Source organism: Methanoregula sp. (assembly GCF_035543475.1).
Lineage (GTDB): Archaea > Halobacteriota > Methanomicrobia > Methanomicrobiales > Methanospirillaceae > Methanoregula.
This window is the reverse complement of record NZ_DATKKA010000001.1, coordinates 1-21,557: the sequence shown is the minus strand read 5'-3', so window position 1 is coordinate 21,557 and position 21,557 is coordinate 1. Positions and strand designations below refer to the sequence as shown.

At 57.3% G+C, this 21,557-nt stretch carries 18 protein-coding genes; 6 read left to right on the top strand and 12 right to left on the bottom strand.

Going from position 1 to position 21,557, the window contains the following annotated elements; translation table 11 throughout:
* Position 1: 1 nt before the first annotated feature.
* The 12 genes from VMS83_RS00090 to VMS83_RS00035 all read right to left on the bottom strand — a co-directional run bounded on the left by VMS83_RS00090 (position 2) and on the right by VMS83_RS00035 (position 14,879).
* A complete protein-coding gene (locus VMS83_RS00090) occupies positions 2–904 on the bottom strand; it encodes a class 1 fructose-bisphosphatase (protein ID WP_325408708.1) in 903 nt (300 codons plus the stop codon).
* 251 nt (positions 905–1,155) lie between these two features.
* Positions 1,156–3,453: a hypothetical protein gene (locus VMS83_RS00085; protein WP_325408707.1), complete on the bottom strand. Its 2,298-nt coding sequence runs from the start codon at positions 3,451–3,453 to the stop codon at positions 1,156–1,158.
* 138 nt (positions 3,454–3,591) lie between these two features.
* Positions 3,592–4,053 carry a hypothetical protein gene (locus VMS83_RS00080; RefSeq protein ID WP_325408706.1) on the bottom strand — a complete coding sequence of 154 codons (462 nt, stop codon included), beginning with the start codon at positions 4,051–4,053 and terminating at the stop codon, positions 3,592–3,594.
* Positions 4,054–4,353 (bottom strand): winged helix-turn-helix domain-containing protein, encoded by a 300-nt coding sequence (locus VMS83_RS00075; RefSeq protein ID WP_325408705.1) that lies wholly within the window; start codon positions 4,351–4,353, stop codon positions 4,054–4,056.
* Between the two features lie 143 nt (positions 4,354–4,496).
* Positions 4,497–4,976: an Hsp20/alpha crystallin family protein gene (locus VMS83_RS00070; protein WP_325408704.1), complete on the bottom strand. Its 480-nt coding sequence runs from the start codon at positions 4,974–4,976 to the stop codon at positions 4,497–4,499.
* Between the two features lie 185 nt (positions 4,977–5,161).
* Positions 5,162–6,229 (bottom strand): molecular chaperone DnaJ, encoded by a 1,068-nt coding sequence (dnaJ, locus tag VMS83_RS00065; protein ID WP_325408703.1) that lies wholly within the window; start codon positions 6,227–6,229, stop codon positions 5,162–5,164.
* Between the two features lie 21 nt (positions 6,230–6,250).
* Positions 6,251–8,122, bottom strand: coding sequence for a molecular chaperone DnaK (gene dnaK, locus VMS83_RS00060; protein ID WP_325408702.1), 1,872 nt, complete (start codon positions 8,120–8,122; stop codon positions 6,251–6,253).
* Entirely contained in the window at positions 8,115–8,603 is a 489-nt protein-coding gene (locus VMS83_RS00055; RefSeq protein ID WP_325408701.1) for a nucleotide exchange factor GrpE, read from the bottom strand. The genes dnaK and VMS83_RS00055 overlap by 8 nt, the downstream gene beginning before the upstream one ends.
* A 44-nt stretch (positions 8,604–8,647) precedes the next feature.
* A complete protein-coding gene (gene clpB, locus VMS83_RS00050) occupies positions 8,648–11,239 on the bottom strand; it encodes an ATP-dependent chaperone ClpB (protein WP_325408700.1) in 2,592 nt (863 codons plus the stop codon).
* A gap of 218 nt (positions 11,240–11,457) precedes the next feature.
* Positions 11,458–11,712: a hypothetical protein gene (locus VMS83_RS00045; RefSeq protein WP_325408699.1), complete on the bottom strand. Its 255-nt coding sequence runs from the start codon at positions 11,710–11,712 to the stop codon at positions 11,458–11,460.
* Between the two features lie 152 nt (positions 11,713–11,864).
* Positions 11,865–12,320, bottom strand: coding sequence for a hypothetical protein (locus VMS83_RS00040; protein ID WP_325408698.1), 456 nt, complete (start codon positions 12,318–12,320; stop codon positions 11,865–11,867).
* Positions 12,321–12,467: 147 nt separating this feature from the next.
* Entirely contained in the window at positions 12,468–14,879 is a 2,412-nt protein-coding gene (locus VMS83_RS00035) for a CDC48 family AAA ATPase (protein WP_325408697.1), read from the bottom strand.
* 210 nt (positions 14,880–15,089) lie between these two features.
* Here VMS83_RS00035 and thiC point away from each other — a divergent pair, with 210 nt between their 5' ends.
* From thiC to VMS83_RS00005, 6 genes are all read left to right on the top strand, one after another.
* Positions 15,090–16,367, top strand: a complete 1,278-nt coding sequence (gene thiC, locus VMS83_RS00030) for a phosphomethylpyrimidine synthase ThiC (RefSeq protein WP_325408696.1) — start codon at positions 15,090–15,092, stop codon at positions 16,365–16,367.
* 85 nt (positions 16,368–16,452) lie between these two features.
* Positions 16,453–17,265 carry an anaerobic ribonucleoside-triphosphate reductase activating protein gene (locus tag VMS83_RS00025; RefSeq protein WP_325408695.1) on the top strand — a complete coding sequence of 271 codons (813 nt, stop codon included), beginning with the start codon at positions 16,453–16,455 and terminating at the stop codon, positions 17,263–17,265.
* Entirely contained in the window at positions 17,262–17,810 is a 549-nt protein-coding gene (locus VMS83_RS00020; RefSeq protein WP_325408694.1) for a dephospho-CoA kinase, read from the top strand. Before VMS83_RS00025 ends, VMS83_RS00020 begins: the two co-directional genes overlap by 4 nt.
* The gene (locus VMS83_RS00015) at positions 17,807–18,580 is read left to right on the top strand and encodes a sugar phosphate isomerase/epimerase family protein (protein ID WP_325408693.1); all 774 of its coding nucleotides are present in this window, start codon (positions 17,807–17,809) and stop codon (positions 18,578–18,580) included. The genes VMS83_RS00020 and VMS83_RS00015 overlap by 4 nt, the downstream gene beginning before the upstream one ends.
* Complete coding sequence (rnz, locus tag VMS83_RS00010) at positions 18,577–19,515, top strand: ribonuclease Z (protein WP_325408692.1); 939 nt, start codon at positions 18,577–18,579, stop codon at positions 19,513–19,515. Before VMS83_RS00015 ends, rnz begins: the two co-directional genes overlap by 4 nt.
* Positions 19,516–20,041: 526 nt before the next feature.
* Positions 20,042–21,557: DHH family phosphoesterase (locus VMS83_RS00005; protein ID WP_325408691.1), on the top strand; the 1,516-nt coding region annotated here is incomplete at its 3' end.

Sequence of the window (21,557 nt, the reverse complement as noted above, 5' to 3'; positions counted from 1 at the left end):
CTTATCCTTCTCTCATGCAGGATTCAATCTTTGCGATCTCCTTTTTGCCACCGATATAGATCGGGGTGATCTGGCCAATGGCGGAGGGGAGGATCTCCCGGTAATCCCCGCGCCCGTCGCTCACTGCCCCGCCTGCTTCGCAGACGATCATACCCATGGGGTTTGCCTCGTAGAGGAGACGGAGTTTCCCGGATTCTTTGCCCTTGTAGCCGGGATAGGTAAACACTCCCCCCTTATGGAGGATCTGGTGGACATCGGCCACAAAGCAGCCGGAGAACCGGAGCTTGTAACCGTCGTTTTCGAGGCAGGCGATCCAGCGTGCATGGGGGGCGAGGTAGTCCTTGCGCAGGGCCCCGGGGGACTGGATCTTCCCTTCGGGGATCTTCAGGTTCTCGTGGCGCAGGACAAATTCGCCGTCCTCGCACTGGACGAATTCATGGACGCCGCGTTTCGTGGTGAACGTGAGCAGGGTCAGGGGCCCGTACAGCATGTAGAGGGCGGCGATCATGGTCGTGCCCTTCGCGAGGACATGGCCCGGATAGATGCCGATAATGGAACCCACGCAGAGGTTGACGTCAAGGAGGGAGGAGCCGTCCAGCGGGTCGATGACCACGCCGAACTGGTTCTTTGCCCCGCTCACCTCGATTACCTGGTCCTGCTCCTCGGTTGCGATGTACCGGACCAGGCGGGATTCCGTGAGCGCATGGATGAAAACGTCATCCGCGTACTTGTCCAGGGGCTTCTGGTCCTCCCCGAACATGTTCCGGGTACCGCAGGCCCCGGTGTTCATGCAGGTGGAAAGAAAGCCCTTTCTGACCTCGCGTGCCTGTGTACTTAAGAAGAGGATGAGCTCTGCGAGGTTCTTCTCCGTTCCCTCTTTGTCCAGAAACTCCTTGAGCAACATGGTATATTTCCTGACACGGCTGCACGCGATCTTTTCTCATACGAGAAGCACGGGGTGATCGCAGGCACCGGGTTCGTGGTTAGTCGTTGGATTTCGGCCTTTATCAGGATTGTTGATCGGGTGGAGTTATGGATCCGGCAGGAACTGGCAGGACAATTACGGTACGGTCAACCGATCATGGGTCCGGGCAGGATCCCCCGGGTTTTAAAAAAAGGAAATGTGTCAGGTACAGATGAGAGAGATGCCCGATATTACACCGTGCCTGATGGTCGTGTGTAACTCAGGTTCAGTGAGGCCGTGCCCAGGGTGACCGGGGCGATAGCGCTGGTGAGCACCGGGCCGGTTACCTGTGCTGGATCAGCCGGTAGTGAAGGCGATCCGGACAGGGCATAGAGCGTGAAGGTATAGGTCTTCAGGCCGGGCCCCTGCGAACAGGGCGGATCATACTGCATAACCGTGCCGTGGCTTCCCGTCCCCAACGTTCCGGTACCTGTACTGTTTTGTGCAAGACTCGTCGTAGTCCCCGGTATGCCGTAGAGCACCCAGTTCCACCGGGTGGTTCCGTCACCGGGAAGGGTGGTCATCATCAGGGCATACTCTTTTGTTCCGGTCGGAGCCCCGGACCATGAGAGTTCGGGAGTATTTCCTGCACCGTCACACGTGTATGCAGCTGACATTGTGCCGCCATCGGCACCGGCATCACTCATAAGCGTGAAGGTGCCTGCACCGGTACCTGCCGGAACCGGGCCGTTCTGTGGTGTGCCGGATGACTTTGCGCTCCAGAGCGACTGCCAGAAGTCAGCGAACCATGAATTGACCGGGTTTGAGCCGCTGGTACCGGCAGGCTGGGGCTGCCCGCCTGATGGTGCGGGGGATGATCCCGACCCGCCGTTCCCGTTCTGGCTGTTTCCGGTCCAGTTGGCCTCGATGGCCTCAACCACACCCGGGTTGCTCTGTTCGAATGTGTCCAGCCATGCCTTTTGCGCCTGGCGGTCCCCGCTCTGGATCGCCGCTGTTGCTCCGGAGATGTCGTACCCCTTCTGCCCCAGCTGGGTAATAATCATATCAAGCGGCATACGGCGCTGCTGGCCCTGGCCGGTGCTCTGGCCCGGTGCAGTGGAATTTCCCGCAGGGGACGTTACGCTCCCCTGCGTGGTCTGTCCCTGTCCGGAACCCTGCCGGGAATTCTGGCCATTACCCTGATCCTGGGAGGAGAGCGCCTGCTCCTGGCCCTGTACCCATGCCGACATCTCCGTGGCATTGTATGTTCCCACGCCAAAGAGGAAATCCGAGGGGATATTCTGTGGCATACTGATGGGTTGGGAATACAGGAATGCACCGGTGCAGGTGTAACCGGTCAGGTTACGGAGGGCTACCATCTGCTGTTTCTGGCTGTCGGTCAGGGTAGCATCCACAGCAGCAAAGTGCGTTGCATAGTAATACGAGATCTCGCCGTCCAGTTTCCCGTATTTTGCCGACAGGCTGCGCACATCCGTTTCATCGATGGTATTGCCGGAAAGGGCAGCCCTCAGGTCGGTTGCAATTGCCTGCCGTGTTGCAACAATCTCGTTGAGGTCAGATTTCTGGAGGTCCACAAGACCCGTGACCTCGCTTCTCTGGGTATCGGTCAGGAGATTGAGGAAATTTGCTCCGGAATCTCCGGTCAGCGTTGTGCTGATGGAATAATCCGCATTGCCCATCGCCGGGAGGTCTTTCATATAGAACGACCCGAAGTAGGTTGCCTGCCTCTCGGGGCAGAAGTAGGTGTCAGCCGTGACCGAGCCTGCATACCAGGCAAACATCTCGCTTGCATAGGTTCTCATGGCTACCGAATTGCCCTGGCCGCTGTTCGCGAGCACGGATGACGCATCCACGACCGGATAGTCGGCCTCACCTTCAGATTTCAGTTTGTCAAGGTACGCCCGCTGGGTCTGGTTGAGCGAATTAATGACACTGGCATAGGTCTTTGCACGGGCGATGCTGATACTCGCATCAACGTCATAGAGTTTTGCCGAGTACGCCATCACCGCAGACTGATTGAGCCCGCTGCTCCCGGCGGGGATGTTGCCCTCAAGGTTATCGCGGAACGCAGTCGCGAGCGGGAACCGCATGAGCGCATACTGTTCCTGCAGCGAATTCTCTTCCTGCGCAAGGGTGACAAACTGTGCCAGCTGGTCGGTATTCAGCATAACCAGCACATTATCCGCAGTCCGGGTGACAAAGTCCGTGTTGTGTCCCATGCCGGTGGGATCATTGTCCCGCAGGTACTGGAACCCTGCATAGTCTGCCACTTTTCCGGGCGGAATGAAGGTGTCACTGCAGGCACTGCCGGTCATGAACGCGAGCCCGTCAAAGGCAATCGTATCCTCCTGTGCCTGGTCCGATATTGTCTGGCTGATCGTGTAGTTCTGGATGCTGTTTTCTCCCTGCCCTGAGCCCTGTCCCGGTCCTGTCAGACCGGACGTGCCCGCTGCACTGGCCGCGGTACCCAGCAGAAAAAGGATACAGATGGCGGCAAGCGCGTGGCCAATCGTGGATAAACGCTTCATGGTTGTATTCTCCTGTATTACAAACCCCTCCTTTTCCGGGGTTACCCGGTTGCTTTTACGGAAAAAGAGATAAGGAAATCCCGGAATCAGACCCTGATCCCACCCAAATCTCCCCGGAGTTATTCCGGAAAGAGGGCTTTACTCAAGGCTGATCCGGACCAGGATGATCAGGGCAACTGTTGTACAAAGGTCGGGTATGATCTGGAAGATCCCGATGTCACCGGCTCTCCCTCCCAGGAGACCGATGAGTAAGGGATTGGAGGTAACCGCGTACATGCCGAGTGCAAATATCACGGCCAGCAGCCCGAGCGTGAAGGAGCTTTTCAGGTCCCGGTAGATCCCCGCGTAGATGATAAAGAGCGGGATGAGAAGACCGAGATTGATAAAGGAGATCACGGTCTTGAGCTGTTTTGCCTCCTCCTGTCCTGCGGGTTGCGCCTGCTGACCCTGGCCGGCAGGATTTCCGCCGGCAGGTTGCTGCCGAAGGGCCTGCCCGGTTCCGGCCTGTCCCGCCGGCATCAGCGCCGGGACGGCAAAACTGATGATCACCAGCAGAATGACCGTGATCAGTATGATCCAGATAAGATTCTTCTTCTCCATTTAGTCCTCCGTTTTGTGCTCAGGTACATCAACCTGCTTCCAGATTTCCAGGAAATCATCAAAGTTTGTCCGTAGCTGGTCCGACAGGAAATACATGGTCCCGTAGTCCTCGCCCATCGCCGTGATCACGTGATGCCTGCGCAGGACATCGAGATGATGGCGGACCGTTTTATAATCAAGAGAAAACATTCGGGTCAGCTGGTTGGCGTTGTACGGCCGTGTATGGAGGGCAAGGATAATCCGGGCCCGGTTCATGCCGCCCCTGGACCCGGCTATCAGCCACCAAAGTACCTGTTTCACGGGATACCCACCAGAATTCCCTGATAGTTATTCTGTAGTGGTCGTCTGGTTTAATACTTGACGCCATCGCTTCGCCGGAACCGTATGTACAGGTTACCGATACGTTTCAGCCGTACCATCCTCTCACGGTTCTTTTACAATCGTCAGTCAACGGGTATTTTTCCCCGTGATCCCTTCGCGATCTTTTTGAGATGGACTTCCAGCACGCCGTCCTTAAACGTTGCAGACGCTCCATCTTCAGTCACCGGTTCAGGGAGGGGGACGATCCGGGTCATCGATTGTATCGTATGCTCACGGTGATAATACCCCCCGTTTTCCTGTGTTGTCTCATCCGTTTGTACACAGGTAATTTCCAGCGCCCGGGAATTGATCAGTTCAAGCACGATGTTTTTTTTCGCGATACCGGCGATCATCCCGGCGGTAATCACCACTTCGTCATCGTTCTCGGAAACATCCACCGGGCGAATTGTCGGTTGCACGGGCAGCATTTTTACTACCGACCCTCCGGCAGCGGGTAATAACGCCACCGGGGTGGTCCCGTATATCTGCTGGTTCAGCACCTCCAGGTATTTTCTCATGTCTTCAAGTTCGTCAAAGACAGACCGGTAATACCATGTTACCATAGGTTTTTCCCCGCACCGGGTTGGGAATCAACAGCACCTGGACCCTGTCCCGATCCTTTTTGCCGGTCCAGACCTGCTGCCGGTTCTTCCTCCCTGTTTCCCCTTTTGGTCCGCGCTCCCGGGAGACAGGCATGCCGGGACAAACACCGGTAATGAACCCCCGTGTCAGCAGTCCGTATCATGGTTCATCCCGAAGGTGCGCCCACGAACGCTTCCTTCATCAGCTGCTCCTGCCTGCTTGTCAGGTTTGCCGGGATCTTCACGATTACCCTGACAAGGAGATCTCCGCGGTTCCCGGAATTGATGGACGGCATGCCCTGGCCCCGGAGCCGGAAGAGGGTATGGCTCTGCGTTCCGCGGGGAATTTTTAAGGACGCACTTCCGGTTATGGTCGGTACGGTGATCTCCCCACCCAGGAGCGCGGTGGCAAGGCCGACCACTGCCGTGGTCTGCAGGTCGGCACCGTGGCGTTCGAAGATATCATCTTTCTTTACATGAACCACAACATAGAGGTCGCCGGGAGGACCCTGGTTTTCCCCGGGTTCACCTTCCCCGGCAATACGTAAAAACTGCCCGTCCTCAACGCCCCGCGGGATCGTCACTTCGATCCGCCGCATTTTCTGCACAATTCCTGAACCTTTGCAGTTACTGCACGGCTTGTCAATGATTTTGCCGCTTCCGCCGCAGTCCGGGCACTGGGCGATACTCATCATCGTACGGTTACCGACTTTCCGCGGATTCCGGATCTCACCTGTCCCGTGGCAGGTCGGACAGTCCTTCACGTGACCGGGTTCTGCACCCGTTCCATGGCAGGTGCTGCATTCGTAATCATGCGGTACGGCCACGGTATTCTTCGTCCCGTTGAAAGCATCGGCGATCGATATTTCGATATCATAGCGGAGATCTGCCCCGGCCCGCTGCCTCATCCCCCGGGATCCCCCGGAGAACGCATTGAAAATATCCCCCAGGCCGTAGTCGCGGAACAGGTCTTCGTAACTGGGCGGCCGGTACCCGGCCGTATCCCCGGGAGTGAACTCTACATGGCCCCCCTGGTCGTACTGGGCTTTCTTCTGGGGGTCGCTTAATACCTGGTACGCCTCGTTGATCTCCTTGAATTTTTCTTCCGCGTCCTTGCTCCCTTTATTCAGGTCAGGGTGGTATTTTCGTGCGAGGTGCCTGAATGCTTTTTTGAGATCATCTGCTGAAGCATCCCGTTTTACGCCAAGGATCTCGTAATAGTCGCGCGCTGCCATGGGTCTTTTTTTAGAAAAAAATTATTTTTCATCCTTTACTTTGAAGTCGGCATCAACAACATTCTCGCCGCCGGGACCGCCGGCATTTTGCGAAGGCTGCTCCGTGCCCTGGGAAGCGGCCTGCTGTTCTGCCTGCTGCCGGGCTGCTGCCTGGTACGCCGCGGTACCTGCTTCGCCGAGGACTTTCTGGAGTTTTTCCGTTTCTGCCTTAATGCTGGAAGTATCCTTGCCCTCCAGTGCTGACTTGACTCCGGTGATAGCGGCATTCAGCCGTTCAACCAGGTCCGGGTTCAGTTTATCCGCAAGATCGGTCTTGGTTTTTTCCGCTGTGTAGACAAGGGAATCCGCGATGTTGCGGTTTTCAACTTCCTCCTTCCTCTGCCGGTCCTGCTCTTCAAACTGTTTTGCCTCGTCGACCATCTTCCTTACATCGGCATCCGGCAGTTTTGTTGATGCCGTGATGGTCATCTTCTGCACTTTTCCGGTTCCTAGATCCTTTGCAGAGACATTGAGGATACCTGATGCGTCGATATCGAAGGTAACCTCGACCTGGGGGATTCCCCGGGGCGCCGGGGGCAGGCCGACCAGGTTGAACTGACCAAGGCTCACGTTATCGGCTGCCATGGGGCGCTCACCCTGGAGGACATGGATCGTGACCTCGGTCTGCATATCCGCCGCCGTTGAGAATATCTGGCTCTTCTTTGTCGGGATCGTGGTGTTCCGGTCGATAAGGGCGGTCCTGACCCCGCCGAGGGTCTCAAGGCCAAGTGTCAGGGGAGTGACATCGAGCAGCACCATGTCGCTTATCTCGCCGCCAAGGATCCCGCCCTGGATTGCGGCACCCATGGCCACGCATTCCATCGGGTCTATACCACGCTCCATCTTCTTTCCCACGTTGTCCTCGATAAATTTCTGGACGACAGGCATACGGGTGGGTCCACCGACAAGGATCACTTTCTGGATATCGTTCTTGGTCAGTTTTGCATCCTTAAGCGCCTGCTCGAACGGTTTGATACACCTCCTTATGATCGGGTCGATCAGCTGCTCGAGTTTTGACCGTGACAGTTTAATGTTGAGGTGCTTGGGACCTGCCTGGGTCGCGGATACATAGGGGAGGTTGATCTCTGTCTCCATAACCGTTGAAAGCTCGATCTTGGCTTTTTCTGCGGCTTCTTTTACCCGGTTGATGGCCATCTTGTCATTCCGGAGATCGATACCTTCCTGTTTTTTGAACTCGTCTGCGATCCATTCAAAGATGGCATTGTCCATGTCCGTGCCGCCCAGCTGGGTGTCCCCGGAGGTCGCAAGAACGGTAAACGTCCCGCCACCGAATTCCATGATAGTGACATCAAGCGTTCCGCCACCGAGATCAAAGACCAGGATCTTGAACTCGCCGCCTTTATCGAGACCATATGCCATGGACGCTGCGGTGGGTTCATTTACCAGCCTGACCACATCGAGACCGGCGATCTTTCCTGCATCCTTCGTCGCAGTCCGCTGGTTGTCGTTGAAATAGGCAGGGACGGTGATGACGGCCTTGGTTATCTTTTCACCCAGGAATGCTTCGGCATCGCGCTTGATCTTCTGGAGGATGAATGCTGAGATCTGCTGGGGGGTGTATTCCTTCCCGTATATTTTGTAGACGTGGTTTGTCCCCATCTTTCTCTTTGCCGCGGTAATGGTACCCTCCGGGTTGCTCACTGCCTGCCGTCGCGCCGGCTCCCCAACGAGAAGCTGGCCATCCGGGGTAAATGCCACATAGGAGGGGAACATTTTCCCGGCAACCGTTGCTCCTTCCGCGGACGGCACAATAGTCGGTTTACCGCCGACCATCACGGCAGCTTCGCTGTTTGAGGTACCAAGGTCAATTCCGATGATTTTTTCTTTAGCCATTGTTCTCACCAACTTTCTCTGCTACATGTTCTGCAATCTTTACTTTCGAGGGCCTGATGACTTTGGATTTCAACTGGTAGCCTTTCCCGAAGTCTTCCAGAATCGTATTCTGCTCTTTTGGACATTTTTCTGTACATAATACTTCGTGATAACGGGGGTCGAATTTTTTTCCCACGCATTCTATCGGTTGCAACCCGTAGTCTGACAGGATTTTTGCAAATTTTTTATAGATCATGGTCATTCCTTCCCGGTTTTTCTCCTGCTCTAAGGAAGGCAGGGCACGTTCAAAATCATCCAGGATAACGAGGAGATCGTGGATCAGTTTCTCGTTTGCAAGGGCGGTGATCGTGTCCTTTTCCTTTGCACTCCACCTGCGGAAATTGTCGAAATCTGCCTGGAGGTATTGCAGCTGATTGAGACGTTCCTCAGCGAGCCGGGTCTGTTCTGCGAGTTCCTTTTTGAGCTCTTCGATATTTTCCATGATACTCCCCATCACACAACTGCATTACCACAATCGTTCAGGTTTCAGGCATTCCCGAACACCAGTTTTCCTCCTTTCTCATCAACCACGATCTCCTTGTCCTTCTGGACTTTTCCCTCAAGGATCATTTTTGACAATTCATTGAGCAGGTTTTTCTGGATCACGCGTTTGATCGGCCGTGCACCGAACTGAGGGTCAAAGCCCAGGGCAGCGATAAACCGGATGGCTTTCTTTGTGGCCGTAAGCCGGATATCGCTCTTTTCAAGCATCTTCTGCACGCCGCCCAACTGGATCTCGACAACCGTCCGGATTTCATCCTCGGTGAGCGGTTTGAACATGATGATCTCGTCGATCCGGTTGAGGAATTCGGGACGGATGGTCTTCTTGAGCAGGTCAAAGACCTGTTCACGGGTGCGCTCGAAGAGCTCGTCCCGGTTTTTGTCGGTGGCCTTTTCCATGTTTTCCTGGATGAGATGCGACCCGATATTCGAGGTCATGATGATGATGGTGTTCTTGAAATCCACGGTGCGGCCCTTGTTGTCAGTCAGGCGGCCATCGTCAAGAACCTGCAGCAGGATGTTGAACACATCCGGGTGGGCTTTTTCTATCTCATCGAGCAGTACCACGGAATAGGGCTTTCTCCGGACCGCTTCTGTCAGCTGCCCGCTCTCTTCGTACCCCACGTAGCCCGGAGGTGCGCCGATCAGCCTTGAAACGGTGTGCCGCTCCTGGTACTCCGACATATCGATCCGCACCATGCTGTTCTCGTTATTGAACAGGAATTCTGCAAGGGCTTTTGCCAGTTCCGTCTTTCCGACACCGGTTGTCCCAAGAAAGATGAACGAGCCAATCGGGCGTTTTGTGTCCTGGAGCCCGGCACGGCTCCGGCGGATTGCGTTTGACACTGCTGCGATAGCCTCGTCCTGGCCGACAACACGCCTGTGGAGTTCGGCTTCGAGGCTGAGCAGTTTTTCCCTCTCGCTCTGCAGCATCCTGCTCACGGGAATTCCGGTCCAGCGCGAAACAACTTCGGCAATCTCTTCGGCATCCACCTCTTCGTTCACGAGCGCGGAATCCTTCTGTAGTTCGGTGAGTTTTTCCTTTAACGCCACCATGCTTTTTTCATTATCCGGGATACGGCCATAGCGGATCTCGGCTACTTTCCCGAGGTCGCCGTTGCGTTCGGCATGTTCGGCCTCGAATTTTAAGTCCTCGATCTCGGTTTTCCGTGACTGGATCTGCTCAACGAGCTCTTTTTCCGACTGCCACTTTGCCTTCAGGTCTTTTTGTCTCTCGGTTAAGTTTGCAATATCTTCATTTAACGATGTGAGTTTCTGATCGTCCTTTTCCCGTTTGATGGCTTCCCGCTCGATCTCCAGCTGGCGGATCCGACGGTCGATGCCTTCCAGTTCCTCCGGCTTCGAGTTGATCTCAAGACGGAGCTTTGCGGCAGCCTCATCGATTAAGTCGATCGCCTTGTCAGGAAGGAACCGGTCGGAGATATAACGCTGCGAAAGTTCCACGGCGGCGATGATCGCCTCATCCTTGATCCGCACATGGTGGTGGGTTTCGTACTTCTCCTTGATTCCCCGGAGGATGGAGATGGCATCCTGCATATCCGGCTCATTGACCATCACCGGCTGGAAACGCCGTTCGAGCGCTTTGTCCTTCTCAAAATACTTCTGGTATTCCTTCAAGGTTGTTGCGCCGATGACATGCAGTTCTCCCCGCGAGAGCGCGGGCTTGAGGATATTTGCAGCGTCCATCGCTCCTTCCCCTCCCCCAGCCCCGACAAGGGTGTGGATCTCGTCGATGAAGAGAATGATCTCACCGTCAGAGGAAGTCACTTCCTTGACGACACTTTTTAGCCGCTCTTCAAATTCTCCCTTGAACTTGGCCCCGGCGATCAGGGCCCCCATATCAAGGGAAAAGAGCTGCTTGGTCTTCAGGTTATCCGGGACATCCTCGTCGATGATCCGGTGGGCGATACCTTCGGCGATCGCCGTCTTTCCCACCCCGGGTTCCCCGATGAGGATCGGGTTGTTCTTTGTTCTCCGTGAAAGGATCTGCAGTACCCTGCGGATCTCTTCGTCACGGCCGATCACCGGATCGAGTTTTCCCTTGCGGGCAAGATCGTTGAGGTTCCGGGCATATTTTTCCAGGGCATTGTAGGTCTCTTCGGCGTTCTGGCTGTTCACGGTCTCACCTTTTCGTAACTGGCTGATGGCAGTTTTGAGGTCTTTTTCCGTTACCCCGTTTTCTTTGAGCAGCCGCGAGGTGCTGTTGTTTACCGAAAGAATTCCAAGGAGGATCTGTTCCAGGGAGACAAATTCATCCCCGGACTCCTGGGAAAGTGCGGTGGCTTTCTGCAGGGCTTTTGTGGCATCACTGGAGAGGTGCTGATCCCCGCCAGTCACCTCGGGATACGCATCGATAATCCTGTCGAGCGCAGGAGTAAACCCGTTGAGGTCTACATTCAGCTTCTTCAGGAGGTACGGGATGACATTCTCGTCAACGAGAAGCATTCCCTTGAGGAGGTGCGACGTCTCGATAGACGGGTTCTTTTTTGCCGTGGCTAATTCGATTGCCTTCGAAACGGCTTCCTGCGATTTGAGGGTAAAATTATTGAAGTTCATGGTTATCGTTGTTTGATTCGTTGTTCGTAGTCCGCTACCGGTAATTCGTAATAGCGTTTCTTCCTGTCAAATAGTTTGGCAATGCGGAAGTTTCAGTCCTGTAACCATAGGGAGCGATCCCCTTTGCATCTGGTGAATTGCGCTAAGGGTATCCGCATCGACAGGTGTTTGGCAGGGGTGACCTAAGACACGATGCCCCTTGCAGTCTTCACGGTTGCTTACGGGATCGTCGGGGCTTCCCCGATACCGACCCCGGCAGCACGTCGTGTTTCCCCATCGATGTGGATGAAGCTTGTCCTCTGGCCGGGGTTCGCGATCGCATAGGTCTTGTTCAGGCCCTCGATCTCGATCACGTCCCCGCCTGACACGTTCAGCCGGTCGATCACCCGCCAGGGCAGGATCGCAATGTTCCGTCCGGGATATTCGTTGCTCAGTCCTTCCACAGTCAGTTTTACGCCTTTGGAATCTGTCATAATCGTAAGCCTCCCTTTCGAGGATTAACCATAAGTTAGTATAAAATAGTATATAAAGATATCCCACAATGGTTCTGTTAACTTGGTGGGGGGTAAGGCACCTCTGAAAGTGCTGTCAAAAGGAGGGAGTTATCCGGGGGTGTGGTGATCTGTTATGGTGGATTGGTAAAATCAACACTCCATACCGCATCATCGGGAACCGGAGTACCGATTTCAAACCTGATTTTGAGGGTTGATCCCTGACTGAGCTGGTCGAGAACACCGGCGGGGAGATAGATCGCTCCCTTTTGCGCTACCTCGTGGTTGGGGGCAATCTCCCCGAAATAGAGAGCGGGGCCGGGGTATGACTCACCAACGGGATTTTGGAGCGAGGGATATGCAAAAACAGTTACGCCGCTCGTCCCGGTGTTGACCACTCTGAGGGTTACTACGATTGTCTGGTTATCCTGTATCCCGATACGATCAATCCCTGCCTCAAAGGTATGCCCGTTATTCGAAAATTTCGCCTGCTGGCCGAGAGTAAGCGGTTGTTGTAAGCCGGGAAGTGACGTACACCCTGCTACTACGATGAATGCCATGAGGACAGGCAGGATGTAAAGAATTTTCATGGATTAATAACTGGCAGGCGAACATATAAAACGTCCCTGAGACGCGTTCCGGTTGTTGCCTGTTGATCACCCCCCTCACGGCCTGAGCTCGAAAACCTCCACGCTGTTCCGGCAGGTGACAGGTCTCCCCCGGGGGGATATTGAAGGTCAGGCTGAAGAGTGCTTCCGGACAAATGCTTCCAGAGTCTTCCGGAGCGTTCCCGTCCGCTCCCGGATCGTATCGAACGACCTCCGTTGCCAGTACACGAGATCCCGCAGCTCATCTGCCTGCTGCACGATCCCCTTATCGAGTGCGTGCTTCCCTTTGAGGTACTCGACCTGGTTGACAAGGCTGACAGCCTGGTACAGGATCTCGCGCTTTCCTTTCGCGTACAGGAGCTCCCAGGACTTCTGCTCGTACCGCTCGAAGTCCGTCCCGTCCAGAGTCCCTTTCACCCGTTCGAGCGCAGCTGCGAAATGCCGGGGGGTAATCCGGATCGTCCCGGGTTCTGTCTCCTCCCCGGCTCCGCCCTCCCCGGTCAGCTCGTCGATCACGATCGCCTTTGCCTCCCTCACCAGCGCTTCTAGATCAGCGCCCACAAAGAACCGGGTCCGGGCAGCAAGCTCATCGACATTCACGTCAGGGTCCAGGATCTCTTCCAGCCCCTTGAGATAAGTAGCAAGGATCTCCTTTCGCGCTGCCTCATCGGGCGGGGCGATGTACAGGTGCTTTTCGAGCCGGCCGGGACGGAGCAGGGCAGGGTCGAGCAGGTCGGGGCGGTTCGTGGCCCCGATCACAAAGACCTCCTTTAACTCCTCGATGCCGTCGAGTTCGGTCAGGAACTGGGAGAGTACGCTCTCGGTCACATGCGTGTTGTCGGCCACCGTGCCCCGTTTGGGGAAGAGCGCATCGATCTCATCAAAGAAGATGATGCACGGCGCTGACTGCCGGGCCTTGCGGAACGCCTCGCGCACGTGCTTTTCGGAATCCCCCACCCCTTTTGAGAGGAGCTCGGGACCCTTGACCGAGATAAAGTTGAGCTGGCGCTTGCTTGCGATACCCTTTGCAAGCAGGGTCTTTCCCGTCCCCGGCGGGCCGAACAGGAGGATCCCCCGGTGGGGCTTGTAGTTCAGTTTCTCGAAGATCTTCGGGTACCGCAGGCGCCCCTCGATGATCTTGATCAGGGTGTCCTTGGTTTCATCCAGCCCCGCGATGTCCTCCCATGCCACATCCGGGACCTCGATGAGCACCTCGCGGAGGGCGCTTGGCTGGACAAGCTTTCGTGCCGCATCAAAATCGTTTTTCGTTATCTGGAGCTTCCCAATCACCTCGGTGGGGATCTCCTTGTTGATGTCGATGAGGGGGATGATCTTACGGATCGCGTTCATTGCCGCTTCCTTGACAAGAAGCGCGATATCAGCGCCGACAAACCCAAACGTGGTCTCGGCAAGGGCGGCGATATCCACGTCTTTTGCAAGCGGCACGCCCCGGGTGTGCACTTGGAAGATCTCGAGCCTCCCCTTCTTGTCGGGAATCCCGATCTCGATCTCGCGGTCAAACCGCCCTCCCCGCCGGAGCGCCGGGTCAATGGAGTTGGGGAGGTTTGTCGCCGCAATCACCACGACCTGCCCCCGGCCGGCAAGGCCGTCCATGAGGGCCAGGAGCTGTGCCACGATCCGGCGCTCTACCTCGCCCTGCACATCCTCGCGCTTCGGCGCGATCGCATCGATCTCATCGATAAAGATGATGGACGGGGCGTTCTCCTCCGCATCGTGGAACTTATCCCGCAGGGCCTTCTCGCTGTCCCCGTAGAACTTGCTCATGATCTCGGGGCCCGAGAGCGTGCTGAAGTGGGCGTCCACCTCGTTTGCCACGGCCTTTGCAATGAGCGTTTTTCCCGTGCCCGGCGGGCCGTAGAAGAGGACGCCCTTGGGGGGCTTGATCCCCAGTTTCTCGAAGATCTCCGGGTGGCGCAGGGGGAGCTCGATCATCTCGCGCACGAGCTGGAGCTCGCGTTCGAGACCGCCGATATCCTCGTACTGGGTGGTGGAGATCTCCCGTTTTCCCTCGTCGGGGTTAAAGGGCTCGTCCTTGAGCTCGATCTCGGTATCGTCCGAAACGATCGCTATGGCCCGGGGCGAGACCCGGACGATCACGAACGTGACGGAGTTCCCGATGATGTCCACGCGGAGTGTCTGGCCCTCCACCACTGACCGGCCCCGGAGCACCCGGGAGAGGTACTGCTCCCCGCCCACAAGCCGGGTGGTCTGGGCCGGCTGGATCACCACTTTTGTCGCGTACACTGCCTCGGACTTGCGGATCTTCACCTTCTCGTCAATGCCCGCGTTTGCGTTTGCCCGGATGCTCCCGTCAATCCTGAGGATTGCAAACCCGATGTCCTCTGCAAAGCCCGGCCAGACAATCGCTGCGGCGTTCCGCTTCCCCACGATCTCAATGACGTCACCGGAGACAAGCCCCAGTTTCTTCATCACATCCACGCTTAAGCGTGCGATCCCCCGGCTGGCATCGTTATGTGCCGCCTCCTTGACCGTTACCTCGAAAAAGTCTGAATCCGCCATCGGGGCCTCGTACTGCTTCCTACCCTCTGTTTGGGTGCGGAGGGGTATAAAAACACCCTTCAGGGCAGGGAAGCCAGGCGCATCCGGAACCTGTTCCATTGATGGTTCATTTTTCTAAACGCAATTTTACTTGTTTACATAACAAGCCAGATTTAGTCCAGAAATGCAAAACCGAGCCTTTATCTTGTCATTTCGTGGTACTGTTAAGGCATGAGTATCATTGAGGATGCCAGGCACGGCATCATAACCGAAGAGATGAAACAGGTCGCAAAACAGGAAGGCGTGACCGAGGACTTTGTCCGGCGTAGCGTTGCCGAAGGCCACATCGTGATCCCGGTCTCGCCCTACCGCAAGGTGAAGATCTGCGGTATCGGCGAGGGCCTGCGTACCAAGGTGAACGCCTCGATCGGGACCTCCACCGATATTGTCAATATCCCTGAGGAGATCGAGAAGGCACGGCAGGCAGAGCGTGCGGGGGCCGACACCCTCATGGAACTCTCCACCGGCGGGGACTTTGCCGATATCAGAAAACAGGTGATCGCCAATACCACCCTTTCCGTGGGGAGTGTCCCGCTTTACCAGGCATTTATCGAGGCCGTGAAAAAGGACGGGGCTGTCGTCCACATGAAAGAGGACGACCTCTTCCGGATCACGGCCGAGCAGGCAAAACTCGGCACGAACTTCATGGCGATCCATACCGGCATCAACTGGGAGACAGTAAAACGCCTCAGGAACCAGGGCCGGCACTGCGGGCTTGTCTCCCGGGGCGGTGCGTTCATGACCGCATGGATGCTCCACAACGAGAAAGAGAACCCGCTCTACTCCGAGTTTGATTACCTCATGGAGATCATGAAGGAGCACGAGGTCACGCTCTCGATGGGAAACGGCATGCGTGCGGGGGCCATCCACGATGCCACTGACCGGGCCGGCATCCAGGAACTCCTCATCAACGCCGAACTTGCGGACAAGGCACATGCACAGGGCATCCAGGTGATCGTCGAGGGTCCGGGCCATGTCCCGATCGACGAGATCGCCACAAACGTCCAGCTCATGAAGCGGGTTACCAACAACAAGCCGTTCTACATGCTCGGGCCCATCGTGACCGATATCGCACCGGGCTACGATGACCGGGTATCGGCCATCGGTGCAGCGATCTCCTCCTCACTTGGAGCCGACTTCATCTGCTACGTCACCCCTGCAGAACACCTGGCTCTCCCGACCCCCGAAGAGGTGTACGAAGGCGTCATCAGCTCGCGGATTGCAGCCCACGTCGGGGACATGGTCAAGCTCAAGAAAGTCCGGGCCGCAGACCTCGAGATGGGCCATGCCCGGCGCGACCTCGACTGGGAGCGCCAGTTTGCAGTAGCCATGAACCCGGCCCGGGCACGGAAGATCCGGGCAGAACGGATGCCCGCCGATACCGACGGCTGCACCATGTGCGGCGACTTCTGTGCCATTAAGATTGTCAACCGCCATTTCAAATTTTAAGACAATCCTTTTTTTCCCGGTCTTTTCCTGCAGATTGAACTCATCTCTCTCCTCAACCACGCATACTAAATAATCCCGTCTCACAATGATCCCTAACGGTGATGCTATCAGGCTGAATTTTGGCGGTTTTCTCCCGCTCTCGACCGTGGACTGGCGGGGCCGGTCGGTCTGTACCGTCTTTTTCCGGGGCTGTCCGCTCCGGTGCTCGTACTGCCAGAATGCCGCGATCCTGACCGGTGAGGACCTGCGTGACACAGAAGAGATCATTGATCTTATCAAAGGTTCGAAGATTGCCGCAAGCGGCGTGGTCTTCTCCGGGGGGGAGCCCACGATGCAGAAAGATGTACTCCTGGTGCTCGCCCGGGCAGCAAAGGACCTCGGCCTTGTCGTGGGTATCCAGACCAACGGGCTCTTCCCCGGTACACTGGATGCGCTCATCCGGGAGCGGCTCGCGGACCGGGTCGCCATCGATTACAAGACACAGTGGGAGGGCTTCTCCTGCACCGGGAACGGCACCGGGCTCTCGTCCGCAAATTACCAGAAGAACGTGCGGCGGTCGGTAGAGATCGCAGCCGGTGCGTTCCGGGAAAAATGCCTTCCCGAGTTCGAGATCGTAGTAACCGTATTTTATGAGAATGCGAAATACTTACAGGAGATTTCACGCATGTTTGGCGACATCCCGCTCGTCCTCCAGCAGGGAGAGCATAAGATCCCGATGGTCCCGGGCGGGGTAACCAACGCGTCCGCCTACCTGGCAGAGAAACAGGCCGGCCTCGGGCAGTATACCCCTCTTTCCTTTGCAGAGATCAAAACAATTGCAGACGGGCTCAAGAGAGATGTACGGATCCGGACCCGAGAGATCGGTGAGATAGCATATAACCGGAGGTACCTCCTGTGAACGTGATCGGTGTGGTCGGGCTTCCCGCGAGCGGGAAAGGCGAATTTTCGAAAATAGCCGAGGGCCTCGGGATCCCGGTCGTGGTCATGGGGGACGTAATCCGGAACGCGGTAAAGAAGGCCGGCCTGACCCCGACCGATGAGAACCTCGGGGCCATGGCCAACCGCCTCCGGGCCGAGAGGGGCATGGACGCGATTGCCATCCTCTGCGTGGATGCGGTAAAAGAACAGAAGGCCCCGCTTGTCCTGATCGATGGCATCCGGGGCGATGCGGAGGTCAGGGTCTTCCGGGATCACTTCCCCGGCTTCCGGCTTATCGCCATCGAGACCACATTTGAAAAACGGCTCTCCCGGCTGTGCGAACGCAGGCGGAGCGACGATGTGGGATCGGCAGAAGGGCTTCTTACCCGGGACAAGCGCGAGCTGGGCTGGGGCCTGGGTAACGCGCTCAAACTCGCCGACATCCGGCTTAACAACGACGGGACTCTTGAAGAGTTCACGGCACGGGTCACCGATCTGATCCACACGATGGAGCGTGACCCGTGACCATCCGCCCGTACTTCTCCTCCTCGGCCAAGGTCTGGGATGATATCACGTGGGTGTACGGGATCGAGGAGGCCGGCTATGCCGGCTGGGAGATCGTAGCGGATGGCAACTACCGGTTCGAGCAGCCCGAAAACCTGGAGAAGATTAAGGAAGTGCTTGCCAGTACCGGCCTTAAGGCCACCGTCCATGCGCCGTACGGCGACCTTAATCTTGCCACGCTCAATGATCCGATCTGGCGCGAGTCCATCCGGCAGATCGAGGTCTGCATTGCCGGGGCCGGGGACCTCACCGACCGGGTCACGATCCACCCCGGCTACCTCTCCCCTGCCGGCAAGCTCCTGCCCGGGAAGGTCTGGGACCTCCAGAGGGAGGCCCTGCGCCGGATCGGGAAGTGCGCGGTCGAACACGGGGTGCTTGCCTGCCTAGAGAACATGATCAGCGCAAAGGAGTTCCTCTGCCGGGACGTGGGAGAGCTCATGGGGATGGCCGGGGGGATCGAGGGCATCGGCCTCACCTTCGATTTCGGGCACGCGAACACGGTGGGCAAAGTCCCCGAGTTCCTCGCACAGGTCGGCTCGGCCAACCACATCCATATCCACGACAACCGCGGCGTCCTGGACGAGCACCTAATGCTGGGTGCCGGGACGATCGACTGGAAGAGCGTGGGAAAAGCAATCGCTGCCCGGTACAGCGGCGTAGCCGTGATTGAGGGCCGTTCGGTTGAGGAGGCCAAAAAGAGCCTTGCGGTCTTTCAGGAGTGTTTCGTATGAGCGGCGAGACCCTCCAGGTGTACTTCCTTGGGACGGCGGGAGCGCTCCCAACCCCGGTGCGCAACCCGTCCTGCATCATGATCCGGCGCGGCACCGACACTCTCCTCTTTGACTGCGGGGAGGGGGCCCAGCAGCAGATGATGCGGGCCCGGTGCGGGTTTACTGTCGATGCCATCTTTGTCTCCCACTGGCATGCCGATCATTTCCTGGGGATCTTCGGCCTTGTCCAGACCATGTCCTTTAACGGCCGGACCGAACCCCTGACCATCTACGGCCCCCTCTGGGTGCACGAGTTTGTCGAGACCGTAAAGAAGGTGAGCCGGTTCAACCTCAAGTTTTCCCTCGATTCGGTCGAGCTCGAGGAGGGCTCGTGGGTACGTTTTGACGGCTACACGGTGACCGCTTTTGCTGCAAGCCACGGCCTGCCGGCGCTCGGATACGTGCTCGAGGAAGACCCGCGGCCGGGACGGTTCGATCGCGAACGTGCCATCGAACTCGGCGTCCAGCCCGGCCCACTCTTTGGCCGGCTCCAGCGGGGCGAGATGGTGAAAGTCACCAAAGACGGGCAGGAGTGCGAAGTACTTCCCTCGGACGTGATGGGAGAGCCCCGCTCGGGCCGGAAGGTCGTGTATACCGGGGATACCCGCCCGATCGTCCCGGCCCTTGTCGCGTACGCAAAAGACGCAGACCTTCTTATCCATGATGCGACGTACGATGAGAGCGAGAAGGTACGGGCAGCGGAGTTCTACCATGCCACCGCAGCGCAGGCCGGGCAGGCAGCCGCAGCGGTAAATGCCCGTGTCCTCGCCCTCACCCATATCAGTTCGCGGTACACGGATACCTCGTGCCACGCTGCTGAGGCAAAGGCTGCGTTTGCCGGGACGATTGTTGTCCCTGACGATCTGGTTATGCTGGATGTTACGTACCGGAACTGAGCGGAGTCCGATTTTTTTGCTTGGGGAACCCGGGCATGAGCTAAATGCATTTGCACTAGGATTCGCCAAAACGGTAAACACATGCGAATAAAATACGAGGGCTCCCCGCCTCAGGGCCCCTCCGGGGCACGGCGGGGTGAGTGCGGTTTTATCCCCCCGATCCGCCACGGGGGCTTCCTGTCGGGGGCGGCTGCACTCCTCGCTTGCGGGGGTATGGGGATGACAGCCCCCACGATATCCCCACAACACAATCATGAGCATACTTTCTGGTTCAGGCATTTCCGGAAAAGTCCGGGTCACGAGCTGAAGAATCAAAAAAGAACGACTCCGCGTGTGAAAATGAAAAGAATCAAACCCGCCAGTATCCTCCACCTACACCCATCACAACTAACATAACCCTCCGGTGACCAATCATGGTACACGCTGGCACTGCTGTGTGCCGGTTAACGAGAAAACGATACAAATACAAAAAATAAGCCGCATACCATATCGTTTCGTTTCGCCGTATCGCGTGTGGAGAGAGAAAATGCAGAATGATACTGAAGTTTTTCGCCTGGCCGCCGGCTGTGACCTGTCCGATGTCGAGGAGGGCAAGATCTACCTCGGCAAGGTCCAGGGTTTTGCCACGTTCGGGATGTTTGTCCAGCTCAATGACCGGATCAAGGGCTTGGTGCACAAGACCAGCATGAAGGCCGAGCACAAGGAAAAGGATTCCGTCCTTGTACGGGTCCGCCAGATCCGGCCCAACGGGAATATCGATCTTGAGGAACAGCTGATCCAGGTGTACCAGGTAAAGCAAGTTGAGCGCACGTCAACCACCGTGAGGATCGCGGATCTCGGCACCAAGCAGGGAAAAACTGTCGCCATCGAGGGAGAGGTCGCCCAGATCAAGCAGACGAGCGGCCCCACCATCTTTACTATCGTTGATGAATCCGGGACCCAGAACGTGGCCGCGTTCGTGGAAGCCGGTGTCCGTGCCTACCCCGAAGTGGAACTCAACATGATCGTAAAGGTCATCGGGGAAGTCATGATGCGCAACAACCAGCTCCAGATTGAGGCCGATGCGGTTGCTGCGCTCAGCGATGAAGAGGAAAAAACGGTCCGGGCCCGGATCGAAAAGGCGCTTGACGAGCGTGCAGAGCCCGAGAACATCAGACCGCTGGTGAAAAGCGATGTCCTCGACAGCCTCATGCCCGAGATGCGCAAGGTGGCAAAGATCATCCGGCGGGCGGTCTTTACCGCCCAGCCGATCATCCTCCGGCACCATGCCGATGCCGATGGCATCTGCTCCGCGGTTGCGATCGAGCAGGCGGTTGTGTCGCTCATCAAGGAGTCTGGCGGGGACTTCGACGCCGACTACTACCTCTTCAAGCGTGCCCCCTCAAAGGCGCCCTTCTACGAGATCGAGGATATCACCCGGGACCTGGACTTCGCCTTAAAGGACCTCCAGCGGTTCGGCCAGAAGCTCCCCCTCATCATCCTGATGGACAACGGCTCAACCGAGGAGGACATCCCCTCCCTCCGCATGGCGGCCGTGTACGACCTCTCCATGCTCGTCGTGGACCACCACCACCCCGACGAGGTGGTGGACCCGTTCCTCGAGGGACACGTGAACCCGTACCACGTCGGCGGGGACTTCGGGGTGACGAGCGGGATGCTCGGCGTGGAACTCGCCCGGCTCGTCCATGCGCCGGTCGAGCCGCTCGTCCGGCACATCGCCGCGGTCTCGGCCGTCGGCGACCGGTCCGAGGCACCCGAGCGGCAGCGGTACCTCGCCATCGCCGGCGAGGCGTACCCCGAGACGCACTGCAAGGACATCGCCCTTGCCCTCGACTACCTCCAGTTCTGGCTCCGGTTCAACGACGGGCGGGAGCTCGTGAAGGACCTCCTCGACCTGAACGGCAACACCGACCGGCACCGTGCCCTGGTCGCCCACCTCGTCGAGCAGGCGAACCTCGCCATCGCCGAGCAGGTCGAGGCCTCGATGCCGCACGTGGAGGAGCGGAAGCTTCCAAACAGCGTGCGCCTCTTCCTCCTCGACG

Excerpts from the sequence above, each read along its gene's own strand:
- VMS83_RS00090 (WP_325408708.1), bottom strand. The coding sequence starts at position 904 with ATGTTGCTCAAGGAGTTTCTGGACAAAGAGGGAACGGAGAAGAACCTC.
- VMS83_RS00085 (WP_325408707.1), bottom strand. The coding sequence starts at position 3,453 with ATGAAGCGTTTATCCACGATTGGCCACGCGCTTGCCGCCATCTGTATC.
- VMS83_RS00080 (WP_325408706.1), bottom strand. The coding sequence starts at position 4,053 with ATGGAGAAGAAGAATCTTATCTGGATCATACTGATCACGGTCATTCTG.
- VMS83_RS00070 (WP_325408704.1), bottom strand. The coding sequence starts at position 4,976 with ATGGTAACATGGTATTACCGGTCTGTCTTTGACGAACTTGAAGACATG.
- dnaJ (WP_325408703.1), bottom strand. The coding sequence starts at position 6,229 with ATGGCAGCGCGCGACTATTACGAGATCCTTGGCGTAAAACGGGATGCT.
- dnaK (WP_325408702.1), bottom strand. The coding sequence starts at position 8,122 with ATGGCTAAAGAAAAAATCATCGGAATTGACCTTGGTACCTCAAACAGC.
- VMS83_RS00055 (WP_325408701.1), bottom strand. The coding sequence starts at position 8,603 with ATGGAAAATATCGAAGAGCTCAAAAAGGAACTCGCAGAACAGACCCGG.
- clpB (WP_325408700.1), bottom strand. The coding sequence starts at position 11,239 with ATGAACTTCAATAATTTTACCCTCAAATCGCAGGAAGCCGTTTCGAAG.
- VMS83_RS00045 (WP_325408699.1), bottom strand. The coding sequence starts at position 11,712 with ATGACAGATTCCAAAGGCGTAAAACTGACTGTGGAAGGACTGAGCAAC.
- VMS83_RS00040 (WP_325408698.1), bottom strand. The coding sequence starts at position 12,320 with ATGAAAATTCTTTACATCCTGCCTGTCCTCATGGCATTCATCGTAGTA.
- VMS83_RS00035 (WP_325408697.1), bottom strand. The coding sequence starts at position 14,879 with ATGGCGGATTCAGACTTTTTCGAGGTAACGGTCAAGGAGGCGGCACAT.
- thiC (WP_325408696.1), top strand. The coding sequence starts at position 15,090 with ATGAGTATCATTGAGGATGCCAGGCACGGCATCATAACCGAAGAGATG.
- VMS83_RS00025 (WP_325408695.1), top strand. The coding sequence starts at position 16,453 with ATGATCCCTAACGGTGATGCTATCAGGCTGAATTTTGGCGGTTTTCTC.
- rnz (WP_325408692.1), top strand. The coding sequence starts at position 18,577 with ATGAGCGGCGAGACCCTCCAGGTGTACTTCCTTGGGACGGCGGGAGCG.